General features: G+C 59.8%; 18 protein-coding genes and 1 other RNA gene. 8 read left to right on the forward strand and 11 right to left on the reverse strand.

Annotated features, from left to right (window positions below):
• Positions 1 to 244: 244 nt before the first annotated feature.
• Positions 245 to 2,347, forward strand: a complete 2,103-nt coding sequence (locus LQ231_RS14435) for an ATP-binding protein (RefSeq protein WP_230171835.1) — start codon at positions 245 to 247, stop codon at positions 2,345 to 2,347.
• A 40-nt stretch (positions 2,348 to 2,387) separates the two neighbouring features.
• On the opposite strand, the gene miaA is transcribed toward LQ231_RS14435, so the two are convergent.
• Complete coding sequence (miaA, locus tag LQ231_RS14440; RefSeq protein ID WP_230173367.1) at positions 2,388 to 3,302, reverse strand: tRNA (adenosine(37)-N6)-dimethylallyltransferase MiaA; 915 nt, start codon at positions 3,300 to 3,302, stop codon at positions 2,388 to 2,390.
• Between miaA and serB the strand changes: the two genes are divergently transcribed.
• From serB to LQ231_RS14455, 3 genes are all read left to right on the forward strand, one after another.
• Positions 3,301 to 4,191 carry a phosphoserine phosphatase SerB gene (serB, locus tag LQ231_RS14445; RefSeq protein ID WP_230171836.1) on the forward strand — a complete coding sequence of 297 codons (891 nt, stop codon included), beginning with the start codon at positions 3,301 to 3,303 and terminating at the stop codon, positions 4,189 to 4,191. The genes miaA and serB overlap by 2 nt on opposite strands.
• Before the next feature lie 17 nt (positions 4,192 to 4,208).
• A complete protein-coding gene (locus LQ231_RS14450; protein ID WP_230171837.1) occupies positions 4,209 to 4,760 on the forward strand; it encodes a GNAT family N-acetyltransferase in 552 nt (183 codons plus the stop codon).
• A gap of 91 nt (positions 4,761 to 4,851) precedes the next feature.
• Positions 4,852 to 7,236 (forward strand): EAL domain-containing protein, encoded by a 2,385-nt coding sequence (locus LQ231_RS14455; protein WP_230171838.1) that lies wholly within the window; start codon positions 4,852 to 4,854, stop codon positions 7,234 to 7,236.
• Between the two features lie 4 nt (positions 7,237 to 7,240).
• On the opposite strand, the gene LQ231_RS14460 is transcribed toward LQ231_RS14455, so the two are convergent.
• The 6 genes from LQ231_RS14460 to LQ231_RS14485 all read right to left on the reverse strand — a co-directional run bounded on the left by LQ231_RS14460 (position 7,241) and on the right by LQ231_RS14485 (position 12,696).
• Positions 7,241 to 8,848 (reverse strand): Do family serine endopeptidase, encoded by a 1,608-nt coding sequence (locus LQ231_RS14460; protein ID WP_230171839.1) that lies wholly within the window; start codon positions 8,846 to 8,848, stop codon positions 7,241 to 7,243.
• 112 nt (positions 8,849 to 8,960) lie between these two features.
• The gene (locus tag LQ231_RS14465) at positions 8,961 to 9,146 is read right to left on the reverse strand and encodes a DUF2065 domain-containing protein (protein ID WP_230171840.1); all 186 of its coding nucleotides are present in this window, start codon (positions 9,144 to 9,146) and stop codon (positions 8,961 to 8,963) included.
• 6 nt (positions 9,147 to 9,152) lie between these two features.
• Positions 9,153 to 10,079, reverse strand: coding sequence for a protease modulator HflC (locus tag LQ231_RS14470; protein ID WP_113141693.1), 927 nt, complete (start codon positions 10,077 to 10,079; stop codon positions 9,153 to 9,155).
• Position 10,080: 1 nt separating this feature from the next.
• Positions 10,081 to 11,193: an FtsH protease activity modulator HflK gene (gene hflK / locus LQ231_RS14475; protein WP_230171841.1), complete on the reverse strand. Its 1,113-nt coding sequence runs from the start codon at positions 11,191 to 11,193 to the stop codon at positions 10,081 to 10,083.
• A 154-nt stretch (positions 11,194 to 11,347) separates the two neighbouring features.
• Positions 11,348 to 11,869: a dihydrofolate reductase gene (locus LQ231_RS14480; protein ID WP_230171842.1), complete on the reverse strand. Its 522-nt coding sequence runs from the start codon at positions 11,867 to 11,869 to the stop codon at positions 11,348 to 11,350.
• 32 nt (positions 11,870 to 11,901) lie between these two features.
• Positions 11,902 to 12,696: a thymidylate synthase gene (locus tag LQ231_RS14485; RefSeq protein ID WP_230171843.1), complete on the reverse strand. Its 795-nt coding sequence runs from the start codon at positions 12,694 to 12,696 to the stop codon at positions 11,902 to 11,904.
• A gap of 141 nt (positions 12,697 to 12,837) precedes the next feature.
• Between LQ231_RS14485 and ssrA the strand changes: the two genes are divergently transcribed.
• From ssrA to LQ231_RS14505, 4 genes are all read left to right on the forward strand, one after another.
• Positions 12,838 to 13,215: a transfer-messenger RNA gene (gene ssrA, locus LQ231_RS14490) on the forward strand.
• Between the two features lie 137 nt (positions 13,216 to 13,352).
• The gene (locus LQ231_RS14495; RefSeq protein ID WP_230171844.1) at positions 13,353 to 13,865 is read left to right on the forward strand and encodes an SspB family protein; all 513 of its coding nucleotides are present in this window, start codon (positions 13,353 to 13,355) and stop codon (positions 13,863 to 13,865) included.
• A 63-nt stretch (positions 13,866 to 13,928) separates the two neighbouring features.
• On the forward strand, positions 13,929 to 14,120 hold the full coding sequence (locus LQ231_RS14500) for a DUF4169 family protein (RefSeq protein WP_113141698.1): 192 nt from the start codon (positions 13,929 to 13,931) through the stop codon (positions 14,118 to 14,120).
• An 88-nt stretch (positions 14,121 to 14,208) separates the two neighbouring features.
• The gene (locus tag LQ231_RS14505; RefSeq protein WP_113141699.1) at positions 14,209 to 14,433 is read left to right on the forward strand and encodes a ribbon-helix-helix domain-containing protein; all 225 of its coding nucleotides are present in this window, start codon (positions 14,209 to 14,211) and stop codon (positions 14,431 to 14,433) included.
• A gap of 31 nt (positions 14,434 to 14,464) precedes the next feature.
• Here LQ231_RS14505 and LQ231_RS14510 read toward each other — a convergent pair whose 3' ends face one another.
• The 4 genes from LQ231_RS14510 to LQ231_RS14525 all read right to left on the reverse strand — a co-directional run bounded on the left by LQ231_RS14510 (position 14,465) and on the right by LQ231_RS14525 (position 24,194).
• Positions 14,465 to 18,223, reverse strand: coding sequence for an AsmA family protein (locus LQ231_RS14510; protein ID WP_230171845.1), 3,759 nt, complete (start codon positions 18,221 to 18,223; stop codon positions 14,465 to 14,467).
• A 74-nt stretch (positions 18,224 to 18,297) separates the two neighbouring features.
• Positions 18,298 to 19,707 carry an FAD-linked oxidase C-terminal domain-containing protein gene (locus tag LQ231_RS14515; RefSeq protein ID WP_230171846.1) on the reverse strand — a complete coding sequence of 470 codons (1,410 nt, stop codon included), beginning with the start codon at positions 19,705 to 19,707 and terminating at the stop codon, positions 18,298 to 18,300.
• Positions 19,708 to 19,848: 141 nt separating this feature from the next.
• Positions 19,849 to 22,998, reverse strand: a complete 3,150-nt coding sequence (locus LQ231_RS14520; protein WP_230171847.1) for an efflux RND transporter permease subunit — start codon at positions 22,996 to 22,998, stop codon at positions 19,849 to 19,851.
• Complete coding sequence (locus tag LQ231_RS14525; RefSeq protein ID WP_230171848.1) at positions 22,995 to 24,194, reverse strand: efflux RND transporter periplasmic adaptor subunit; 1,200 nt, start codon at positions 24,192 to 24,194, stop codon at positions 22,995 to 22,997. The genes LQ231_RS14520 and LQ231_RS14525 overlap by 4 nt, the downstream gene beginning before the upstream one ends.
• Positions 24,195 to 24,257 lie beyond the last annotated feature (63 nt).

Consider the following 24,257-nt stretch of genomic DNA (forward strand, 5'->3'; position numbering starts at 1 on the left):
GGCTATCGCCGGATGGTTACACCATCCTGCCCATGCGCCGTCCCACCACGATAAGTACGTTTGCGTTTTTCATGGCCGAAGTGTTAGCTACAAACGATCTAAGCGTCAACGCATCATTGATCAATATTTACGCCCTTTGGCGCACTTTTATTGCGCAGGTGATCCGGCAAGGCCAACAGGACCAGCCCTATACGAAGTCTTAAGCCGTTCGCGGATAGGCTCCCGCCCAACTGGGAGTATTTTCTTGTTGAACGATGATCTTCACAAGTCTGGCGCTGCCGCAGAACAAGACCGCCGCGATGTCATGCGGCCTGGCAACCGGATGCTCGGGCGCGTCGTCGCCTGCAACGGCGCACGCGCGACCATTGCAGCCGTCGCAGAAGACGGCGGAACTGACCTGACCGAACTCTGGTCCGTCGGTCGATTGATTTCGATCACCGTCGGCAAGAACCGCGTCGTGGCGCTCGCCTATTCGATGCAGACCGGCTCGAAGAATTGGGGCGAAGGCGAGGACAACTATTTCCTCATCGAAGTAGAACTTCTCGGCGAGGTCCATGTCGGCGACGATGGATCCGAGGTTTTCTCGACCGGCATCTCGCGTTATCCCTATCTCGGCGCCATCGCGCATCGCATCCGTGCAGCCGACCTTTTGCGCATCTACGACACCCGTCAGGGTGACACTTGCGTCATCGGCAAGCTCACCCAGGATGAGACGATCGACGCCGCCATCCATATTCCGTCCATGCTGTCGAAACACTTTGCGGTTGTCGGCTCGACGGGGGTGGGCAAATCGACTGCCGTTTCGCTTCTCCTGCGCAAGGCGATCGAAAGCGACCCGAAGCTGCGGGTGTTGATCCTCGACCCGCACAACGAGTTTGCTGCGGCGTTCCCCGATCATGCCGTGGTCATCGACACCGACACCCTGGACTTGCCTTTCTGGTTGATGCGGCTGGAAGAGTTTGCCGAGGTCCTGTTCCGTGGCCGGCCGCCGGTTCCAGAAGAACTCGATATCCTGCGTGACCTGATGCCGGAGGCCAAGCGCGCCTTCCGCGGCAACGAGTCCGCCCTGATGCGTCGTGCATCGGACAAAAGCTCGATGACAGCCGACACGCCGGTGCCCTACCGCATCGCTGACCTGATGGCCTTGATCGACGAACGCATCGGCCGCCTCGAAGGACGGGGCGAAAAGCCATTCCTAAGGGCGCTCAAGATGCGCATCATGTCGGCGATCAACGATCCGCGATACCATTTCATGTTCTCCAGCAACACGATCAGCGACACGATCATGGAGACCATCGCCCATATCTTCCGCATTCCCGGCGACGACCGCCCGATCTCGACCTTCCAGCTCGCCGGCATCCCGTCTGAGGTGGTCAACTCGGTCGCCTCGGTTCTCTGCCGCATGGCGTTCGAGCTCGCACTCTGGTCGAATGGCGCGATCCATATGCTGGTCGTCTGCGAAGAGGCCCATCGTTATGTGCCGGCGGACCAGAGCCTCGGCTTCATTCCAACCCGCCAGGCCATTGCCCGCATCGCCAAGGAAGGCCGGAAATACGGCGTCTCGCTCGGCATCATCACCCAGCGCCCCGGTGAACTGGACCAGACCATTCTGTCGCAGTGTTCGACGCTGTTTGCCATGCGGCTCTCCAACGATCGTGACCAGGAGATCATTCGATCGGCGATTCCGGACAGCTCGATCTCAACGACAAGCTTCATTTCCTCGATCGGCAATGGCGAAGCCATCGCTTTTGGGGAAGCCATTGCCGTGCCAATGCGCATGCGTTTTTCGCGCGTCGATACCAGCCATCTACCGAAGGCCAATGGCGCAACGGCCAAGAGTTCGGAAGAATCACCCGATACCGTCGATCTACGCTCGATTGTCGGCCGCATGCGCGCCATCGCTGCACCGGATATCTCGGCATTCCAGCAGAGCTTCGACGCCACCATGCTTGGCAGCCGTACTGGCGATCCGACGGGCATTTACGACGATGAAGAGCTCGACGACTATGGCGATGACGACTATTCCGCACCGGGTTTTGCCGGCAGCGATCGGCCGCCATCGAACACGACGACATCCTACGAACCCTCGCCATTCCGTCATGCCCTGCCGGCAGCCGAAACACCCACCATCGAGCCCTACCGACCCGACATGCTGCCACGCAATCCGGCGGGCGAGGATCCCAGCCGCTACCGACCTGAACCTCTGGCCCCTCCGCCAGCCTTCACCAGAGAGCCGGCAGCAGTGGCTCCAGGCTTCGGCACTTCTACCTTGCGACGTGAGGGTGGCCCATCACTTCGAGAAAGCATCCTGAAAAGACCGCTCTCCAGTCTTTACAAGAAGGATTGAAGCCTGGGGGGATTGGGGGCGGATGGGTACCACTCACGGATCAGGCCGGGTGTTGCTGCTTCGGATCGATCCTGAGCCAACGATCGTCCATCTGGTTGCGGAACCAGGTCATTTGCCGTTTGGCATATTGGCGGGTGGAAGCAGAGGCGAGTTCGACAACTGCGTCCCGGCTGATCTTGCCCGCCAGCATATCGGCGATCTGGCTGACACCGATCGCCTTCATCGCCGGCATCTCCGGTGACAGATCTTGCGCGAGCAGAGCCTGCACCTCGTCGACCGCCCCCTGATCCATCATCATCGAAAAACGCCGATTGATCCGCTCATGCAGGGTGGCGCGCTCGGGCAGGACGACGAATTTCTCCGCCCGCGCCGGATCGACGATCATCGGACCGGCCCTGCCCTGAAAACTTGCGATCGATTGGCCTGTCGCTTCCAGCACTTCAAGCGCCCTGACGATACGCTGTCCGTCCTGTGGCTTAAGTTTTTCCGCCACAGCCGGATCGCGGCCGGACAGTTCGGCGTGCAGCGCCTCTGCACCCTCATCGATCGCCCGCTGGCGCAGGGCGTCCCGAATGCCCGCCGGAATAGTCGGCATATCCGAAAGTCCGCCGGTCAGAGCTTTGAAATAAAGCCCTGTGCCGCCGATGATCACCGGCATACGACCAATAGCTTTCAGGTCTTGAACGACGATCTCGATTTCCCGCAACCAGTCTCCGGTCGAATAGCGGGCTGACGCCGGCACATGACCATAGAGCCTGTGCGGCACGCCCCCCATTTCCGCCTCGCTCGGCCGCGCAGTCACCACACGCAAGGTATCGTAGACCTGCATGCTGTCGGCATTGATCACGACACCGTCATGGCGACGCGCCAGTTCAAGTGCCAGCGCGGACTTGCCGCTGGCGGTCGGCCCGGTTATCAGGATCGCGTCGATGTCTTGTCTAGGATATTCCATCATGGCCTTGGTTGCCACGCTTGTTGCCAATCCGTCAAACCCCGTTCTCGTTCCCGCACTCGGAGAAAAGGCCGCCGCCGCTGTTTCGGCGTCCGGGCTCTACTGGCTCGCCGACGGCGTCGCCTGCGATATCGCCCTGAAGGACGGCACCGACGCCTCGGTTGCCGAAAGCCAGTTGCGTGACGCTGTCGCCGGATTGCCGATCGATGTCATCGTCCAGAACGCCGACACGCGGCGTAAGCGGTTTTTGATCGCTGACATGGACTCGACCATGATCGGCCAGGAATGCATCGACGAACTGGCAGCGGAAGTCGGCCTGAAAGACAAGGTGTCCGAGATTACCGCGCGTGCGATGAATGGCGAGATCGCATTCGAACCGGCACTGCGCGAACGCGTCGCCCTGCTCAAGGGCCTGCCGATTTCGGTTGTCGACGAGGTGATCGCCAAGCGCATCACACTGACACCTGGCGGACCGGAACTGATCGCGACGATGAAAGCCAGAGGCTACTACACGGCCTTGGTCTCCGGCGGCTTTACCGTGTTTACATCGAAGATCGCCGCTACGCTGGGGTTTGATGAAAACCGCGCCAATATCCTGCTGGAAACCGGAGGAAAGCTCACCGGAGAGGTGGCGGAGCCAATCCTCGGCAAGCAGGCGAAGGTCGATTCGCTGCTGGAGATCGCTAAGAGGCTCGGGATTCGTCCAGAAGACACGATCGCTGTCGGCGACGGGGCCAACGATCTTGGCATGCTTGGCATCGCCGGTTCCGGTGTTGCCTTGCATGCCAAACCCACCGTGGCGGCCCAGGCAAAGATCCGCGTCGACCACGCTGACCTGACCGCCCTTCTCTATATTCAGGGTTACAGGAAGACGGATTTCGTCACAGCCTGACGGCCGCGAGGATTGAGATGATCGTCCTGGAAACCACGAGGCTTTATCTGCGCAACTGGCGCGACACGGACCGCGACCTGTTTCGCGAGATCAACCGTGACCCCAAGGTGATGGAATACTTCCCGTTTCGGCGCAGCCGCGAAGAGGCCGACGCATTGATGGACAAGGTCGCTTCGATGATTGCCGAGACGGGCTTCGGCTTCTACGCCATGGCTGATAAGGCAACCGACGACGCCATGGGATTTTGCGGCCTGTCGCCTGCAGGCCTCCCCGGCATTCTGCCGGATGACGCCGTCGAAATCGGCTGGCGGCTCGCAACCCGGTTCTGGGGCAACGGATACGTAACCGAAGCCGCCAGGGCGCTTGCCCATTATGGATTCCACAACAGAGGCTTGGCCGAGATCTTTTCCTTCGCGGTTGAAGGCAATGCCCGCTCCATCGCCGTCATGCGCCGCATCGGCATGACAGCCGTCGAAGACGGAGCTTTCGATCATCCTCGCGTGCCAGACAGCCATCCCGAGCTGAAGCGCCACGTATTGTACCAGCTGACCGCCAGTCCCGTCACCTGAACCAGACCCTGCCGCAAAAAAACTATCAAAGCTGACAATCTGACATTTGCGATTTATTCAAGATTAAGTTCTTTCGCATATATCAGAAAGCATGATCAAACTCCGCAGATTCAGTACAGTTGCGCAAAGCCCGAATCTGATCAATGCGTTCCTGCGCCTTGGAGAACAGGGGAAAGACGAGCAGGAAATCAGCAGAATACGGGCCGTTCGACTGGCAACGGTCTGGAACAATACACCATGGATGATGGCCGCCAATCTCGGCAATGCCATCCTGACGATCATCGTCTTCTCGGCCCACCCGGCCAGTTTGATCATCAACGTCATTTGCGGCCTGCTGATCGCGATTGCCTTTCACACAAGCCTTAGCTGGTGGCGTGGGCGCGAAAACCCCGTTCGCCTAAATGCCAGCATTCGCGGTACGCGTAATGCAACAATATATGCCGCCCTGTTGAGCGGCCTCTGGGCCATGATCGACATTGTCAGCTTTGCCGATGCCACCGCCAGCCAGAAACAGGTCGTGATCGCATTGACCGTTGGCATGACAGCGGGAGGTGGCTTTGCTCTGGCCACGATACCCGCCGCTGCCATTGCATTCTGCTTCATGATGGGACTCGGCGCGGCGATTTCACTGATGCTCACGCCTGACATGATCGGCCTCTACCTTTTCGGCCTTTTCGTCATCTATTCCGCGATCATTATCCGTGCGTCTCTGGCTCTCTGCAAAAGTCTGACCGAGCGCGTCCGGGCGAAGATGGCGGCGCTCGAGCAGCGCGACGTGATCAACCTGCTGCTCAACGATTTCGAGGAAAACGCCGCCGACTGGCTCTGGGGAACCGACGCCGACATGCGGATTGAACACGCCTCACCGCGCTTTTGCGAACAATTGCAGGTTCCAGATACCCTGGTTTTAGGCAAGCCAATATTTGATGCCCTTCCCTTTGCAAAGATTGGCAACAAATCAATTGACGGCACGGAAACCCGGGAGGATCTCCAACGCCGCCTGTGCCTGAAGCAATCCTTTCGTGACATGGATATCTGCGTCGAACAGGCAGGCGAACTGGCCATCTGGTCGCTCACCGCCAAGGCAGTCTTCGAACCGTCCGGCGCCTTCACCGGCTATCGCGGTGTTGGACGTGATGTAACGGCAAGCCGCGAAGCGCGTCTGCGCATAGAGCATCTGGCGCGCCATGATCCTTTGACCGACGCCGGCAACCGTGTTCTGCTCGGCGAGGATCTCACCCGCGCAATCGCCCGTCACGAACGATTCGGCGACCCCTTTTCCGTTCTGCTGCTCGATCTCGATCGCTTCAAGCAGGTCAACGACACGCATGGTCATGGCGGCGGCGATGAGTTGCTCCGTGAAGTCGCACGCATGCTCAATACGCTTTGCGATGAAACCGATACCCTTGCGCGCCTCGGTGGCGACGAGTTCGCCATCCTGCACATGTCAACGGAAGGACCGCAAAGCTCCGGGCATCTGGCAGCGCGCATCATCGAGCGCTTGCAAAGGCCGTTCACCCTGGCATCCGGCACGGTCCAGATCGGCGTCAGCATCGGGATCGCCTGTGCGCCGATCGACGGTACGGGCGGCGATCAATTGCTTCGCAACGCCGACCTGGCGCTCTACCGGGCAAAGTCCGACGGCCGCAACCGCTTCCATTTCTTCGACACCTCGCTCGACGCTTCTGCGCGCAGACGCAATCAGATCGAGCACGAGCTCCGGCTGGCGCTGACAAACGACACACTGACATTGAACTTCCAGCCTCTCGTCAGCGCGGAGAGCGGAAAGATTGTCTGCGCCGAGGCGCTGCTGCGGTGGAACCACACGACACTCGGCCCGATCAGCCCCGCGGAATTCATCCCGATTGCCGAAGAGACGGGATTGATCACCGGCATCGGCGCCTGGGTGGTGAACCAGGCCTGCAAGCTTGCAACTGATTGGCCAGAAGATGTCCGGGTGGCCGTCAACCTATCGCCGCGCCAGTTTCTCAGCGCCGGCCTCCTGCCGATGATCGAAAACTCCCTGCGACAGAATTCCATGGCGCCGAAACGCCTCGAGCTGGAAATGACTGAAAGTCTGCTGATGAATTCCGCGCCGGGCGTGGAAGAAACCCTGAAAGCACTGCGCGACCTCGGCCTGCGCATCGCCCTGGACGATTTTGGCACAGGATTTTCCTCGCTGAGTTATCTCAGACACTATCGCTTCGACAAGCTGAAGATCGACCAGTCTTTCATTTCGGATTTGGAAACCAACGTCGACAGCCGCGCCATCGTCAGTTCCGTCATCAATCTGGCCAAGGAACTGCACATGTCCGTAGCGGCCGAAGGCATTGAAACACCGGGGCAGTTCGAACTGTTGAAACAATTACGCTGTACGGAAATACAGGGCTATCTCGTCGGTCGCCCGATGCCCATCGATCAGTTCGAAGCCTATCTCGCCGCCGAAAGCGGCGTCGATATCCGGCTCTCGGCCTGAGCCGCTATTCGAGCGGAACAGCAACGAGGCGAAGATTACCTTCCTTGTCGGCAATCATCAGATAGCCACTGCGACGCCCCTCACCCTTGATGCTGGTCAGCTTCTCAGCCACCTGCTGTGGGGTCTTCATGAACTCCTGCGCCACCTCGACAATGACATCACCAGCCTTCAGGCCCTTGTCCTCCGCCTTGGAGCCCGGCAGGATGCGCGTGATCACCACACCTTCAACGCTCTCGGCGATGCCGTAAGACTTGCGTGCTGCGTCATCCAGCACAGCGATCTCGACACCGATCAGTCCCTCGGTCACCGGGGCTGCAGCTTTTTGCTCGGCTGGCGCCGTCTGGTTCTGGTCGTCGGACTGGCCGTCGTCTGGCGCCGGAGCATCAGGAGACTGGCCGTCCGGAGTCTGGAGATCCGGCGCATCGCCATCCGGTGCTTGGCCTTCATCCTCCGGTTCGACACTCTGCTGGCCGTCTTCGGTCTCATTGCTGGCGACTTCGTCATCTTCCAGCCGACCGAGCGTCACCTTGACGTTCTGCTCCTTGCCATCCCGGAGAATGACCACGTCGAGCGGCGTACCGATGGCACTCTCGGCGACGATGCGGGTCAGGTCCCGCGTCTCGCTGATCGCCTTGCCATCAAACTTGACGATGATGTCACCGACCGCGATCGGCCCCTTCTCGACCGGGCCACCTTCAACGATCCCGCTGATCAGGGCGCCGCGGGCACGTCCGATCTTGAGACTTTCCGCCACTTCGTCCGAAACCGGCTGGATACGGACACCGAGCCAACCACGTCGGGTCTCGCCGAATTCCTTCAACTGACTGACGATGTTGGCGGCAAGTTCCGTCGGCACCGCAAATCCGATCCCGATCGAACCGCCGCTGGGCGAGATGATCGCCGTGTTGATGCCGATCACTTCACCGCTCATGTTGAACAGCGGTCCGCCGGAATTGCCCTTGTTGATCGCCGCATCGGTCTGAATGAAATTGTCGTAGGGACCCGCATTGATATTACGGCCGCTCGCCGAGATGATGCCGACGGTGACCGATCCACCAAGACCGAACGGATTGCCGATCGCCATAACCCAGTCACCGATGCGCATCTTGCGCGAATCGCCGAACTTGACCGAGGTCAGCGGCTCTGGCGGCTCGACCTTGAGCAGCGACAGATCGGTCTTGGTGTCGGTGCCGATCAACTTGGCCTTGAGCTTGGATCCGTCGGAAAAGATCACCTCGATATCATCGGCGTTCTCGATGACATGGTTGTTGGTGACGATAAAGCCGGTCGGATCGATAACGAAGCCCGAACCCAGCGAGTTGACTTTGCTGTTGCTGTCTCCACCCTCGCGGTTTTTGTAGAAATCCTCGAACAGTTCCTGGAACGGAGAGCCTTCCGGCACCTGCGGAAGCGGCCCATTGCCCTCTTCCTTGACGCTCTGGGAAGTCGAGATATTGACCACGGCGCCGAGCAACCCGCTGGCGAGATCGGCGACCGACTCCGGCCCTTGCGCAAAACTCTGATGCGGCGCACCGACGGTGCCAAACGCCACAGCACTGCCAATCAGGAAGGCCGGCAGGATCGTTCGCATGGCGCGGGCGTTCGTGGTCATTGGCTTCCTCATTGTCGGTTTCAGGCCTGCTATCGAAACATAAGGCGGATTGGCAAAAGGGGAAATCACATTTGCCGGAAATCCCCTAGCGCAGAGTTGCGTCGAGATCTTGTCATCCGCGCAAAAACCAAACCAGGACGACCCCGAGAACAACGGCCGCAAGCCCGGTAAGCCTGAGGTGTTCCTCAGGAACGGAGGGCAGAATTTTGGCCATGCGCACAATAAAACGAGGGGCCAGTGCGTAGACCAGCCCCTCGATGATCAGAAACAAGGCAATACCTGTCAGCAGGTCTGCCATGGCGCATTAGTTTCCGGCGGGAGCCGGAGCCGGTGCTGTACTCGGCGACTGACCGGTACCAACGCCATTGTTGAAGAACCGGAAGAAGTCCGAATCCGGCGACAGAACCATCGTCGTGCTCTTGTCGCTCAGCGAAGCCGTGTAGGCACGCATCGACCGATAGAACTCGAAGAAGGCCGGGTCACGCGAGAAGGCATCGGCAAACAGCCTGTTGCGCTCGGCATCGCCTTCACCGCGAAGGATTTCCGAATCACGCTGCGCTTCCGCCTGCAATTCGACCACCTGGCGATCGGCGATGGCGCGGCGGCGCTGGCCTTCTTCATTACCACGGGCACGGATCAGTTCCGCTTCGGCAAGACGCTCGGCCTTCATGCGGTCGAAGGTCTGCTGCGACACTTCCTGCGTCAGATCCGTGCGACGGATGCGGACGTCGGAAATCGTGATGCCCAGCGTTTCCGCATCGGCCTTCAGGTCGCTGCGGATTTCCTGCATCATCGACGAACGTTCTTCAGACAGGGCAGCTTCGAAGCTGCGCTGGCCGTAGACGCGGCGCAGCGACGCATCAAGGCGGGTCCGAAGACGCGCTTCGGCTGATTCCCGGTCACCGGAAACGGTTTCGCGGAAGCGGCGCGGATCCGTGATGTTGTAGACCACGAATGCATCGACCTCATAGAACTTGCCGCCCGAAACCTGGACACGAATATTGTCGAGGTCGAAGCGCAGCGCCTGGTCTTCGACATACTGAACGCGGTCAGCATCAGCGAAGGCAAACGGCAGCTTGAAGTACAGGCCCGGTTCGGTGTGAACCGCCTGGATCTGACCGAAACGGACCACCACGGCCTGCTGGCGTTCATTGACGACGAAGACGGACGAATAGATCAGGATTAGCAATACGGCCAGTCCGATCAGGATAGCAGCCAAACGATTGGACATGTTAGTTGCCTCCCTGCGTCTGCTGCGTCGGCCGAACGATTTCGTTCAGCGGCAGATAGGGAACGACACCCTGCTTCTCGTCGATGATCACCTTGTTCGAATTCTTCAGAACCTGCTCCATGGTTTCCAGATAGATGCGCTGGCGCGTGACGTCAGGCGCCTTGCTGTATTCGTCATAGATCGAGACGAAGCGCTTGGCCTCACCGTCGGCTTCCTTGACGACACGGTCCTTGTAGGCTGCGGCCTCTTCGCGGATCTGCGCTGCCTGGCCGCGAGCCTGGCCGAGCTGGGTATTGGAATACTTGTTGGCTTCTTCAACGAAACGGTCTTCGTCCTGCTCGGCGCGCTGCACTTCGTCAAAAGCATCAGCAACTTCGCGTGGAGGAGCCGCGTCTTCGATCGCCACTGCGTTGATCGAGATGCCCGCACCATAAGCGTCCATCGTACCCTGGATGATCGCCTTCACGCCGGCGGCGATGTCCTGACGTGCATCACGGAAAATGTCCTGGGCTGGACGGCGGCCGACAACCTCACGCATCGCGCTTTCAGCAACCTGCTGCAGGGTCTGGGTCGGATTTTCCAGATTGAAAAGGAATGACTTCGGATCGGACACCGTGAACAAAACCGAGAACTGAACGTTGACGATGTTCTGGTCGCCGGTGAGCATCAGGCCAGCGCTGGCATTGCTGGAATTGGCCCGACCACCGATATTCTGCTGCTGCTCGGTGACCTTGACGATTTCGACCGTTTCAAATGGCCAGAAATGGAAATGCAGACCTGGCATCGACACGTCTTCCGTCGGCTTGCCGAAGCGCAGTTCGACGCCGCGCTCGTCCGGCTGGACGGTGTAGACGGCCTGGATCAACCAGAAGGCCACCAGGACGAGAGCAAGGATTGCCACCACGCCGCCGTTGAACCCACCCGGGACCACATTCTTCAGCCGGTCCTGTCCGCGACGGATCAGGTCCTCAAGGTCGGGGGGCGTGTTTCCGCCGCCACCGCCACCGCGTGGCCGGTTCGGCCCCTGCCCCCAGGGGCCCTGATTGTTTCCGCCGCCGCCGCCGCCGCCACCCCATGGACCGCCGCCGCCGCCGTTTTGATTACTCCAGGGCATTCATACCTCTTTGTTTGTAAAATCGCTCCCAAGCCCCTCGCAGACATACCGCAAGGCAAGCACGCAAATGACTGACATGGTTATAGGTATCAGCCCACCGCCTTTCAACGCAAAGCGGGCAACTTCTTTCAAAGACAGGGGAAATATTCCGTTATCAGGCCGGTATGCGACGGTATACCGCGTAGCAGGTGGCATAATTGTCCTTTTCGCCTGCCGGAACCCGGGTTTCCTCGACCAGTTCGAACACCGCCGGGTCAATCGCGGGAAAATGCGTATCGCCTTCGATCTCGGTCTCGACATGCGTCACATGCAGCACATCGGCCAGCGGCAGCGCCTGCCGATAGATTTCGCCACCACCGACAACGCAGACTTCGTCTACGCCTGCAGACTTGGCCAACGCCCGTCCTCTGGAAAGAGCGTCTTCCAGACTTCTGACCGTCTCGACACCCGGCATTTCGATCTTGCTGTTGCGGCTGACGATCACATGCGGGCGCCCCGGCAAAGGCTTGGAGCCGACCGACTCGAACGTCTTGCGTCCCATGATGAGCGGCTTGCCCATGCTGAGCGCCTTGAACCGCTTGAGATCCGTGGACAGTTTCCACGGCATGTCGCCGTCGCGACCGATCACGCCGTTGCGCGCCGCAGCCACGATGATCACAATATCGATCTTGGCCATCGCCAGTCCCTCCTCGAAGTGCTTTGCGAGGCCTACACGGCAATCGGCGCCTTGATGCTTGAATCGGCTTCGTAGCCGACCAGCGTAAAGTCTTCAAATCTGAAGGAAAACAGATCCGTCACATCCGGATTGATCTGCATGACCGGCAGCGCTTTCGGCGTGCGCGCCAGTTGCAGATTGGCCTGCTCGAAATGGTTCGCATAAAGATGCGCATCACCGAGCGTGTGGATGAAATCGCCAGGCTTCAAGCCGGTGACCTGCGCCACCATCATCGTCAACAGGGCATAGGAAGCAATATTGAACGGCACGCCGAGAAAGATATCGGCCGAACGCTGATAGAGCTGGCAGGAAAGCTTGCCATCCGCCACGTAGAACTGGAACAGGCAGTGACAGGGTGGCAAAGCCATTTCGTCCACTTCCGCCGGATTCCAGGCCGAGACGATATGGCGGCGCGAATTCGGATTTGTCTTGATGCTTTCGACCAGTTTTTCGATCTGGTCGATATGTCCACCCTTACCATCCGGCCACGACCGCCACTGAGCTCCATAGACCGGGCCGAGATTGCCGTCCTCATCGGCCCATTCGTCCCAGATCGTCACGCCGTTCTCGCGCAGATAGCCGATATTGGTTTCGCCTTTGAGGAACCACAGCAATTCATGGATGATCGACCGGAGATGCAGTTTCTTCGTCGTCGTGACCGGAAACCCGTCAGACAGGTCGTAGCGCATCTGATAGCCGAAAATCGATCGCGTGCCCGTTCCCGTGCGGTCACCGCGGTCGGTCCCGGTCTCAAGGACATGGCGTAGGAGGTCGTGATACTGTTTCATGGGTTGGGCCGCCGATTCTGTTGCATTCCATTCTAAGGCCGCCCGGCGTTCAAACCAAGACGTCGGGCGCGCAACTGCAGGGCCATCAACAACCTTGCACGGCATGGGCCGTCAAAGTCTTTTATGACAGACGTGATGACACCCCTTTTCATTGGCCTCCGAAAGACCTATATCAACGTCGTTGGCTTTCGGGCCATCTATGGCAATAAACGGTCGGTGTAATAAACCTATTGGACCCGGGGGCGGTACCCGGCGCCTCCACCAAAAACCGGTCGGTCTCCCACGCTGGGCATGACCGGCTTTTGATGGGGGCGAAATAGGATCGACAAGGGCGTAAAGATCGAACTTTTGCTCGGCATGATACCGCCGTTATCGGGTCACAAGTGTAGTTGCAAATGACAACAACGCTAAGGGTTATGCTCTCGCTGCCTAATGGCGGTGCGGGAAATCCGAACTAAGTCCTCTAGGTTAGCCCCTTGAGGCGGGGTCCGAAGGCACCTGGCAACAGAAGCCTTCACCTTACCTCTCCCGGCTACCCCATCTTTCTAAAATGATGTATTCTCATCGAATAAGACTCGCGCGTCGGGGCTTTTCTGCAATCACTCGCCGTGGCATACAGCCGATTGAAACGGCATGATAAGGAAAGACAGGATCTCATGGGGCAAGACCACATTCGCTACGACATTCTGGCCCAGGACGCATTGCGCAGTGTTATCCGCAAGGTTTTGACCGAGGTCGCGGCTACAGGACGCCTTCCGGGTGACCATCATTTCTTCATCACCTTCCTGACCGGCGCTCCGGGCGTACGCATTTCGCAGCACCTGAAGACGAAGTATGCCGAGCAGATGACAATCGTCATCCAGCATCAGTTCTGGGAACTCAAGGTGACCGACAGCCTGTTCGAGATCGGCCTGTCCTTCTCCGACACCCCTGAAAAATTGGTCATTCCTTTCAACGCCATCCGAGGCTTCTACGATCCATCGGTGAATTTCGAACTCGAATTCGACGTACCGCTGGCCGATGAGGAAGAAGACGGCGAAAGCGCCGAGATCACCGCCTACCCGGTCGATGCCGTTGCACGACCTGAGGAAACCGGCGAGCCGAAGGACGGCGAAGAGAAAAAGGAAGGCTCAGTCGTTTCGCTCGATGCCTTCCGCAAGAAGCAGTAAAGCAGGTTCATCACAATCGGCCGGGACATGTCCCGGCCGATTGATTCCAAGGGATGTTCGATTATGGCCGCTGACATCGTCAACCTCCGCCAGTTCCGCAAAGCCAAGGCGCGAACCGAAAAAGAAGCGACCGCCGAACAGAATCGCATTTCGTTCGGCCGCACCAAGGCAGAAAAGAGCCTCACTCACAGGCTGAACGAGAAAGCGATCCAAACCCACGAGCAGGGCCGCCTCGAAGACACCAAAGGCGAATGACCAGCCTGGGAAAGCGCGCGCAATCATAGACTTGCACCGATCTTCGGAATCGGTTTGCGAACGAGTGTAACAATGATGCAGGCCTCAGTTGATCCGTAAGCGCTCCATCACGCTCCATGGCCATCGCACGAGTTTCTCGGTCGAGGACGCCTTCCTTGATGAACTGAAAGCGATGGCGACAGAGCGTTCCTTACCGCTGGCAGCCTTGATAGCGGAAATTGACGAGACCCGCCCGACCGGGGCCAATCTGTCCTCCGCGCTCCGGCTTCGGGTCCTTGAATGGCTGAAATCCACGAAACGACGCGATAACTAGCGGCCGGCACTATAGGACTAGCCCGCAAAAGTCAGTTTACCCCGGGAAGGCTTTCGAACGTCAGGGGAACCGGCGGCAGTGGCTGCCGCGTCACCTTCTCCTGCGGCGCCACAGGCAAGGAGGGATCGGACGGCACCGTTTCGGTTGTCAAAGGTGATGGGCCCGGATCAACGGGCCGTGAATTGATCGGATCAGGCGGCAATATCAGTTTGAGCTGCTCCTCGGCAAGGCGTTCTGCCGCTTCGGCCTCCGCCTTCATGCGCGCCTCCTGCTCAAGCCTCAATCGTTCCACTTCCGCCTTGTCACGTTCACTCTGCCGGAAACGTGCCAGCGCCGCCTCCCGCCGCAGTCTCTGTTTTTCCAGCACATTCGACTGCAACGTCTCAACCCGCCGCCGCTCGAGTTCGAAGGCGCGCAGGGACAGGAAATTAGTTAGCCCCGTCACATCCAGCGAACGTGTCGGCGACAACGCATCGCCGCTAAGCACCATGCGGTAGCTGGAATCGGTGCCGGGCGATGCGGCCTCTCCGGCGTCAAGGATAACCTGAATGGCCGCGTCCAACGCGCCATCGGTCAAAGAAAGCCGGGCATCACCGCCGAGCTGTGCCTCCGGTGTCTCGACTGTGGCATTCTGAATTCGTACGACACCGTCCGTCACGGCAAAGGGCAGCGACAGGCCAGCAACCTGCATCGGTCCGGAATTTATCAGCCTGTCAGCAATCTCCCGCACCTTGTCCTCGTTGATCGCCGTGCCGATGGCGTCGGCTTCGCGCAGAAGATCCGCCATGATATCGAGCCTGAAGCCGGACACATCCAGTTTGGAAAGCTTGAATTCACCAGAACCGCTGCTCTGGCTGGCCAGTTCGGCGACCGATTGGCCGCTGCCCTCAGCCACAAAGGTTGCATCGAAGGAACCCGATACGGCGCCAGCGTCCTCGATCCCCCGCTCGGCACGCAACGTGCTCAAGGTCTGAGCAAGATCGATACCAGTCAGATCGAGCCTCGCCTGTAGAAAACCCGCCCCTTCGCCATTGGCCAGCGACAAGCGACCCTTTGCCTGGCCGCCCAGCCATTGGCCGGCAACATCATCCACAATCATTTCGCCGGATTTTCGGCTGAGCTTGGCACTGAAGTCGGTCATCTCCCCGGCAATGCCCGGGGTGAAGCGCTTGGCAGAAAAGTCGACGGCGAACTCGGCCGGCGCAACCGTCTTGGGCAACGGCGCGGCCACAAGGGTCCCTTTGGCCGGATCGCGAACCGGGCCCAGAACCGTCTGCGCCAGCCATTCGAGATCAGCCCGATCCACCGATAGAGAGCCACTGGCTTTGGGATGATCGCCCTGCAAGTCGATTGTACCCGATGCACTGACCGCATTGCCATCGATGTCGCCAGCGATCGACTTGACGGAAATCTGACGATTCACCAAGCCGATCTGCGCATCCAGTTTGACCGGAAGTCCGGTGCCCGTTTCCGGCAGGATGGAACCGAGAGTCAGAAGATAAGGACCGAGATCTTCACTCTGCAGGTTGAGTGTCCAGTCGCCATCCAGGACTTTCGCGGTATTGGCGGCCGTTAGGGCGCCTTGCGCCTGAACCTTCGTGCTGCCCGTCGCAAACGTCAGGACCACATCGGCGGCGGCAGCCGACTGCGACTTGATGGTGACGCCCAACAGGCCGCCTTCGCCGACTTCCACCGGCAAGGGGTCGAGACCAGCCTGGCCCAGCAGAATTTGCGCTTCGTCGTTTTCCAGCGTGGCAGAGATCTCAGCCTCGACATTGCCGGCCAGGGCAGTCAGATCATTCGCCTTGTACTGCGCTTCGACCCGGCTGTTGTTTGAGCTGCCAGACAGCTTTGCCACCACACCGCCGCCAACTTGCTCGCCAAGTGTGACATCGACGGTCAGATTGCTGTCGGAATACCAGACCGCGCTGGAGGCAAGCCCGGGCAACACTGGATTATTCGGCAGGCGTTGGCGCAGCAGGTTGAGGAAAGGGCCCGGATCCGACGCGCTGAAGGCAATCTGTCCCTGCCCGCTCGGCTTGAGCAAAGTGCCGCCGAGTGCGCCATTGGCTTTGATCGCGGCGCCGGCAACATCACCGACATTCAATCTATCAACCGCGAATTTTCCGTTGTCGAACGCAAACACCGTATCAACATCGTGTCCCTCGATGCCATAGGCAGACAGCGTCCCCACTTTCAGCCGGGCAGCAATCCGTTCGGCCAACAGATGTTCTTCCGCTTCCTCACCCACCAGCAGGACCGCAATCGCCCGCGCAGCATCCAGGTCCAGAACGTCGCCGGTCAGGTCGACTGAAAGGCTGGCAGCCGTGCCGGAGATCGACTGACGCTCGACCCGTCCCTTGAGCGGTTCAGCGCCAATTGCCAGTTCCAGGTTCTCGAACCGCTGCCAGTCGCTCGTCAGGTTGACGGACGCGGAAAATCCGGCTGACTTCAACTGCCGGATAGCCGGATCAACCTTGCCGGAAATCCACGTCGCAAGCCCCGAAGGCTGAGTCGAGGCAACGAGCAGTTCACCATCGAACGATGGCGCGCCGGCCAGCCGCAGCCAGCCCTTGGCCTCCACTTGCGTGCGCCCTGGCAGGACGGCAACGGCTCGGTCCACCGTCCAACCGGTGCCGCCGGGGCGTACATCGAGCTGAATATCCCGGAACACCGTGTCGCCGGCCACGATCGCCGGCAATTTGAGGTTTGCACGCCCCGGAACACTGGGGATCGGAATTTCCGCAGCTGTCGCCAGAAGAAGCGCCAACCTCTGGCGAACCGATGTCGCAACACTCCGCGAGGTCTTGGCTTTCGTTCCGTCACCGGCGAGGCGGTTCACATCGACCTGTTGTCCCTCCGCCGTCAACAGGAACTCGGGCCGCGTCCCGGTGTCCAGTTTCGCTTCTCCGTTGACGACGTAAGGATCGGCAGGATCACCGAGTTCGAGCCGATAGCCGGGAACCGCGACCCGTTCATTGGTCAGCTCGAAGTCGCCTTTGACCCGCGGCCCCGGCACCGGCTTCACCTGTCCGGGCTGCGGCGGGTTTTCCGCCACCTTCCAGATCGATTCGAACTTGCCCTTGTAGACCGGTTTGCCGGCCTCGAACGTCAATGCACCTTCCAGAACCAGATCAAACGGACGTGTTTCGGGATCAAGCTTCAGGCGCAAAGGTAGCGCACCGTCCTGCGGCGGCGATGTCGTCAGCGAAAACAGAGCCGCCTCGCCGTCCAGCGATGTCCGCCCGTCGACGGTCCATGGGCCGGAGAGGGATCGCGCCGAAATTTCCGCATCCAGATCTTTCAGCAGGCGGTTGCGTCCGGACTGCTGGTCGATGAACTCGACTTCGCCACCGATCACGGAGACGCTTTCCAAAACCACGAGGCGGGCCGGAATGTTGGGCTTGCTGCCACGCAACCAGTCCATCGACCCATCCGGCAAGAGACGAATGCGGGCTTTCGGTTCCTCGATCCGCATGTCGAAGATGCGCGCTTCGCCCGACAACAAGGGTGCAAGCTCCGCATCCAGAGAGAACCGTGCGATCTGAACAAGCGGCGTGCCGTCAAGATCCGTCCCGATGGTCACGTCTTCCATCGTGACGGACGGAAATGGCAGGATGCGAGCGCTGACCGAGCCATGCACCACAACCTTTTTACCGAGCAACTGACTGGCCCGATCCTCGAAATTCTGCCGGAAATTCGTCCAGTCCACGAAGAGCGGAGCCAGCAGCGCCGAAAAAAGCGCGACGACAAGCAGACCTCCGAGGCTTACCAGAATGCGTCCGAGCACGAAATGCCACTCCCTTGTTCACAGCCCGCAACGTAACCCAATTCGCCGCTGGAGCAAGCTGCAAGGTCTTGTAATCAGAGCCTAAATATCTTGCCCGGATTGAATATGTTGTCCGGGTCCAGACTGGCTTTTATTGTCCGCATAACAGGCAGCGCACTGCCCAATTCCTGCTCAAGATAGCTGATCTTGCCCTGACCGATGCCATGCTCCCCGGTGCAGGTTCCATCCATCGACAGCGCGCGGGTGTTGAGCCGCTCGATGAAAGCCTCAGCCTTGCGCACGTCCTCGGGGCTTTTGTCGTTGAACAAAAGAAGCACGTGAAAATTGCCGTCGCCGGCATGCCCGACGATTGGCGCCAGGAACCGGTTTTCGCGGATATCCGCCTGCGTTTGTGCAACGCATTCTGCCAGCATCGAAATCGGGACGCAAACGTCAGTCGACAATGCAGCAAGCTCCGGCGCCAGCGCACGGCTGGCCCAATAGGCATTGTGCCGCGCCTTCCACAGTCGCGCGCGCTCTTCGGCGTCGGTCGTGTATTGAAACTCGCCGCTGCCAAACTCCGCCGCGATTTCGGCAAACTGCTGCGACTGCAAGGCCACCGTCTCGTCTGTGCCGTGAAACTCAAGGAACAAGGTGGGGCGCGCGTCATAGTCAAGCTTCGAATAGGCGTTGCAGGCGCGGATCTGCATCTCGTCGAGCAACTCGATGCGGGCCACCGGCACCCCCATCTGGATCGTCATGATGACCGCGTTGCAGGCGTCTTCCAATGTTGAAAAAGCGCAGACGCCGCCGCTGATCTTGGCGGGAATCCCCTGCAGGCGCAGCGTGATCGACGTGATCAGCCCCAGCGTACCCTCCGAACCAACGAAAAGCCGCGTCAAGTCGTATCCCGCAGACGATTTGCGAGCCCGTTGCGCCGTCAGGATCTCCTCGCCATCGGCAGTCACGACGGTCAAGGCCAGCACATTGTCTTTCATCGTGCCGTAGCGCACGGCATTGGTGCCTGAAGCACGGGTCGATGCCATTCCTCCGAGCGAGGCATTGGCCCCCGGATCGATCGGAAAGAACAGTCCGGTATCGCGCAGATAGGTATTCAGGTCCTCGCGGGTCACGCCGGGCTCGACCGTACAATCGAGATCTTCGGCATTCACACGCAAGATCCTGTTCATCCGCGTGAAGTCGACAGAGATGCCGCCATACGGCGCGTTGACCTGTCCCTCCAGCGAAGAGCCGACACCGAATGCGATGACCGGGACCTTGTGGGCAGCGCAGGCACGAACGACATCACGCACATCATCGCTGCTCTCGACAAACACAACGCCGTCCGGCAATTGTGAGGGAAGATAGGTTGTGGTGTGACTGTGCTGTTCCCGGAAGGACTGGCCAGCCTGAAAAGCATCGCCGAAACGCTGTTTCAGAACGGCACTGACAGCTGCGATTCCGTCAATGTTGCGCCGTCCGTCGATCACATCCTTCAACGCCATGCCTATCACCCTCACTTCAGCTAGACCGTCGCGGCAAAGCAACGCCGCGCCTCTTGGCATTTGCTATGGGATAGGCACCGACGTTTGTCCAGCCGCCGCCGGAGCGCGGCGGGCCGAACCCGCCGCCTTCCCGGCACATGTCTATTCAGCGGCAATCCGGGACGGTTCACCGGCATCGTTTGCAGCCGTGGTGGCATCCTGAAGTTCCGACTTCAACCGCTCTTCCTCATGTGCATGCGGCTTGGAGAAGCGGGCCAGGAGCAGATAGGCGACCGGCGTGATGTAGAGTGTCACCAATGTCGCCATGCCGAGACCGCCGACGATCACCCAGCCGAGAGCGATACGTGCTTCGGCGCCCGCCCCTTTTGCAAGAACCAGCGGCAAGCCGCCAAGCACGGTGGCGATCATCGTCATCATCACCGGTCGCAACCGCGTCGAGCAGGCGCTTTCGATCGCTTCACGAACGCCCGCACCCCGATCACGCAGTTGGTTGGCAAATTCGACGATCAGGATGCCGTTCTTCGCCATGACACCCACCAGCAGCACGAGACCGATCTGGCTGTAGACGTTCAGGCTGGAGCCTGTGATCACCAGCGCAAACACCGCACAGGCAAGGCCGAGCGGCACGGTCGACATGATGATCAAAGCCGAAATCACGCTCTCGAATTGCGCGGCAAGCACCAGGAAGATGATCGCAAAGGCGAATCCGAAGGTGAGCGCCATGCCGGATGCGTTTTCCTCGAGCGTGGCAGCTTCCGCCAATGGGACCAGGCGCGCGCCGGCGGGCAGAAGCGGCTCGGCAATGGCCTTCATCGCCTCGACAGCATTGCCGAGGGAGACACCGTCGTTGAGCCCGGACGAAAACGACACGGACGCCAGTTGCTGCTCGCGATTGAGCTGCGGCGAGACGGCATTTTCCTGCAAGGTCGCGATGGTCGACATCGGCACGACGCGTCCGTCGGACGTGGTCAGGAAGATGTTTTCCAGGTCGGTCGGATCGTCGATCGGCTGTGTGCTGGAAATCAATCGAACGGGAATGGCATCGCCGTCGACGAACACATCCGTGACCGAACGCCCCTCCAGCAAGGCCTGCACAGACGTACCGATCGCGTTGATGTCGACGCCAAGATCCGATGCCCGTTCGCGATTGATCGTCACCGAGATCTGCGCCTGTGTCGGCTCGTTATCCAGCCGTGGTGTCTGGAACAGATCGGAGTTGCGCATCTGGTCGACAACCTTGATCGCTGCTTCCGTCAACTTTTCGTGGTCACTGCCGACCAGCGCCATCTGCAGGCCGCTGCCCGCGCCACGAATGCGCAGACTGTTGGTCTGGAAGACGTTGCCGCGCAGGGCCGGTACTGTTGCGGCGGCCGCATTGATATCCTGGACGATCTGGTTCTGGGTTCTGTCACGCTCGCTCCAGGGAGCCAGCGTCAAGACCATGAAGGCGCTGTTCGTCGCACCCTGCCCCGAAATCGAAAAGATATTGCGGATTTCGCCGCTTTCGACCAGAGGCTGGAGCTTTTCCTCGACCCGCTGAACCTGATCTCGCGTGTAGGCAAGACTGACGCCCTGTGGCGCCGACAGGCGCAGCATGACGATGGAGCGGTCTTCCTGCGGCGTCAGTTCGTTCTGGATCAGTCCGAATGTGCCATAGGCGGCAGCCGAGATCAGCACCGCGACAATCACGACGATCAAAGGGTTGCTCAGGCTCGCATGCAGCGTACGCTTGTAGACCCTGGCAAACAGGGCTCCGAACCGACCAAGAAATCCGTGATCTTCTTCTTCGGCCTTGCCCAGCATGCGCGATGCCAGCATCGGGCAGAGCGTCAACGCCGTCACCGAAGACAGAAGAACAGCAAAGGCGAGCACGAAACCGAATTCGCGGAACAGGCCGCCGAGCTGGCCGGGCAGGAAGGAGAGCGGAATGAACACGGCAGCCAGCGTTGCGGTTGTGGCGAGAACAGCGAAGAACACCTCCTGTGTGCCCAGAACCGCTGCTGCGCGCGGCCCCATGCCTTCCGCCCGCCGACGCACAATATTCTCCAGGACAACGATGGCGTCGTCCACCACCAGCCCCGTCGCAAGGACGATGGCGAGAAGCGTGAGGATATTGATCGAAAAACCGACCATGTAAATGGCAACCAACGTGCCGATCAGCGCCACAGGCATGGTGAGGGCCGGTATGAGCGTGGCCCGCCAATCGCGCAAGAAGAGATAAAGCACGACGACGACGATGAACGCGGAAAGCGACAGCGCCAGTTCCACTTCATGCAAAGCCCCCTCGATGAAAACGGCGTCATCGCTGGTGATGGCGATCCGCGTGCCTTCCGGCAGCGTTTTCGACAAGGCATCGACAGCCGAATGCACCCCCTCGGAGATGTTCAGCGTATTGGACTGAGCCTGACGAATGATGCCAAGTCCGACACCCTGCACGCCATTCGAGCGCAAGGACGTCGAGCCGTCATCCGGACCAAGCGTGACTGTTGCCACATCGCGCAAACGGACCCGATCGCCGATCAGGATATTTTCGAAATCTTCCGGCGTCGTGAGATTGGCTGTCGCCCGCACGACGATGTCCTGCGTCATTGATTCCAGCGATCCGGCTGGCACATCCATGGCCGAACCCTGCAACGCCGACGACAGGTCGGCAACGCTCAGTCCGCGGCTGGCCAAGGCCGCCTGGTTGACGTCGACGCGAAAGACCTTCTCCTGGTCCCCATAGACTTGGACATCTGCCACGCCCTCGACAGCGGCAAGCCGGTCGGAGATCTCGTTGTCGACGAGAAGCGTCAGGTCTTCCATGCTGAGCTTCGTCGATGTGACCGCAAGCCGCATGATGGCCTGCGAATCCGAGTCAGCCTTGACGATACGCGGCTCGTCAGCATCTTCCGGCAACTGGTTCGCCACCCGGCCAAGCGCATCGCGAACATCGTTTGCCGCGACTGCCAGGTCGACGCTATCGCTGAATTCGAGCGTTGTGCGGCTCTCGCCGAACTGCGAGCGTGAGGAGATCGACTTAACGCCGCTCACGCGCGCAACGGCACCCTCGACCACCTTGGTGACCTCCTGGTCCATGGTCTGGGCCGAAGCACCCTCATATTCCGTGGTTACCGAAATCACCGGCTGGTCGACATCCGGCAGTTCGCGCACTTCGATGCCGGCAAGGGCCGCAAGTCCCGCCACCACCAGAAGCGTATTCAGCACCGCAGCCAGAACCGGGCGGCGGACAAAGAGGGCAGTAAAGGAATTGCCCGATTTTTCAGAGGCCTTGTTGTCGACGGAATTCATCGGCTGGCAACCTCCGGGATCGAAGCACCTGTGTCGGCATTGGCGATCTTGATCGATCCGCCTTCGCGCACGCGCTGCAAACCTTCGATCGCAACGACGTCGCCCTCGTTCAGGGCAGCATCGACGAGGACCTGGTCCGAATTGCGCTGGATGATGCGGACACGCGTCTTGATCGATTTGTCATCCTTGATCTGCCAGACGAACGAGCCCTGCCCGTCCCACTGGACCGCCAGCGGGTTGACCGCCGGATATTGGTCGCCAGGAAATTGCATCGTCACGTTGAAGGACATGCCGGCCCGCAGGAGATCGTCGGTATTGTCGATTCTGGCTCGGATACGGATGGTTCGGCTCGCCGGATCGACTCGGTTGTCGACCGCATCGACCTTGCCGGCAAAGACTTCGCCCGGCCGCGACACGGAATTCGCCTCGATCGCCATGCCGGCTTTCACCGCCGTCGCGAAACGCTCGGGCGCCCAGAAATCGACCAGCAATTCCGTTCGGTTATCCAGAGTGACGACATTGCTCGCTGTCGTGACGTTGTCACCGATGCTCACACCGACGATACCGATAATGCCGTCGATCGGCGCGACGATATCACGCCGCTTGAGGTTCAGTTCCGCCGTTGTCAGCGCCAGCTGCGCCTGCTCCAGCGCGATCTGGGCGTCGAGGACCTCGAGCCGCGAGAAGCTCTGGAGGTTGCGGTAGGATTCAGATTTTTCGCTCGCGCTGCGCAGAACAACCTTGGCTTGATCCCGCAAGATGACCTGCTCGTCGTCATCGAGCTTGGCGATGACCTGGCCCTTTTTGACCCGTTCTCCGGAGGATACCAGGATCTCGTTGATCGTCCCGCTCGCTTGCGGCATCACCGTCACAGCCTGGATCGCCTCACCGTCGCCGATCGCGCTTAGTCGATCATTCAGCACGCCAATCGACACCGGTTGCGTAACAATCAGGATCGACTGGTTGCGGCCACCTTCCCTCTGCCCTTGGCCAGCGCCTTGGCCTCTACCCTGCGATTGGCCCTGGGCCTGCTGACCCTCTCCGCTAGAGGTCGAATTGGACACCAGAGCGACCACACCTGACGGAACGCCCATCTGAACGAGCGTCTGGCCAGCCTGCGGGGAGATGTAGACCCAAAGACAGAGCCCTGCAAAAAGCAGCACGAGACTGAGACCGAGTTGCTTCCAAAGCGGCATGCGGAACTCCAAATAGTTTCAATGAAAATCGTGCTGAAGTATCCGGTTTCAAGGGGCCGAAAG

It is taken from the genome of Rhizobium sp. CECT 9324, assembly GCF_918741265.1.
In the GTDB taxonomy this organism is placed as follows: Bacteria; Pseudomonadota; Alphaproteobacteria; order Rhizobiales; family Rhizobiaceae; genus Allorhizobium.

Bases quoted from the DNA above. Each gene is read 5' to 3' on its own strand.
- serB (WP_230171836.1), top strand. From the start codon at position 3,301: ATGGCCTTGGTTGCCACGCTTGTTGCCAATCCGTCAAACCCCGTTCTC.
- miaA (WP_230173367.1), bottom strand. From the start codon at position 3,302: ATGATGGAATATCCTAGACAAGACATCGACGCGATCCTGATAACCGGG.
- LQ231_RS14450 (WP_230171837.1), top strand. From the start codon at position 4,209: ATGATCGTCCTGGAAACCACGAGGCTTTATCTGCGCAACTGGCGCGAC.
- LQ231_RS14455 (WP_230171838.1), top strand. From the start codon at position 4,852: ATGATCAAACTCCGCAGATTCAGTACAGTTGCGCAAAGCCCGAATCTG.
- LQ231_RS14460 (WP_230171839.1), bottom strand. From the start codon at position 8,848: ATGACCACGAACGCCCGCGCCATGCGAACGATCCTGCCGGCCTTCCTG.
- LQ231_RS14465 (WP_230171840.1), bottom strand. From the start codon at position 9,146: ATGGCAGACCTGCTGACAGGTATTGCCTTGTTTCTGATCATCGAGGGG.
- LQ231_RS14470 (WP_113141693.1), bottom strand. From the start codon at position 10,079: ATGTCCAATCGTTTGGCTGCTATCCTGATCGGACTGGCCGTATTGCTA.
- hflK (WP_230171841.1), bottom strand. From the start codon at position 11,193: ATGCCCTGGAGTAATCAAAACGGCGGCGGCGGCGGTCCATGGGGTGGC.
- LQ231_RS14480 (WP_230171842.1), bottom strand. From the start codon at position 11,869: ATGGCCAAGATCGATATTGTGATCATCGTGGCTGCGGCGCGCAACGGC.
- LQ231_RS14485 (WP_230171843.1), bottom strand. From the start codon at position 12,696: ATGAAACAGTATCACGACCTCCTACGCCATGTCCTTGAGACCGGGACC.
- LQ231_RS14495 (WP_230171844.1), top strand. From the start codon at position 13,353: ATGGGGCAAGACCACATTCGCTACGACATTCTGGCCCAGGACGCATTG.
- LQ231_RS14500 (WP_113141698.1), top strand. From the start codon at position 13,929: ATGGCCGCTGACATCGTCAACCTCCGCCAGTTCCGCAAAGCCAAGGCG.
- LQ231_RS14515 (WP_230171846.1), bottom strand. From the start codon at position 19,707: ATGGCGTTGAAGGATGTGATCGACGGACGGCGCAACATTGACGGAATC.
- LQ231_RS14520 (WP_230171847.1), bottom strand. From the start codon at position 22,998: ATGAATTCCGTCGACAACAAGGCCTCTGAAAAATCGGGCAATTCCTTT.
- LQ231_RS14525 (WP_230171848.1), bottom strand. From the start codon at position 24,194: ATGCCGCTTTGGAAGCAACTCGGTCTCAGTCTCGTGCTGCTTTTTGCA.